We start from the raw sequence: 240 nt of genomic DNA on the forward strand, positions 1-240 counted from the left end.
GTGCTAAATAGATGAAATTTACTGAAGCCAAATTAGAACAAGCGGTGGTTGAGTTATTAGGCGAGCAAGGCTACCCGCATTTACTCGGTGGTGAGCTCAACCGCAACCATAGCGATGTATTAATTAAAGACGACCTCCGTGCTTTTTTAACCAAGCGCTACGCTAAAAATAATATTACCACCGGCGAAGTAGACTCAATAATTGCAAAGCTTGAAAAGCTGCCAGCCAGTGACTTATACG

The 240-nt window shown here is 42.9% G+C and carries 1 protein-coding gene; it reads left to right on the forward strand.

Translation table 11 applies throughout. The features are described 5' to 3' along the window. Nucleotides 1-11: 11 nt before the first annotated feature. The coding region (locus AAEY83_RS18220; protein ID WP_351061507.1) for a hypothetical protein at nt 12-240 on the forward strand (229 nt) is incomplete at its 3' end.

It is taken from the genome of Psychrobacter sp. TB20-MNA-CIBAN-0197, from assembly GCF_040309765.1.
GTDB lineage: Bacteria > Pseudomonadota > Gammaproteobacteria > Pseudomonadales > Moraxellaceae > Psychrobacter > Psychrobacter submarinus.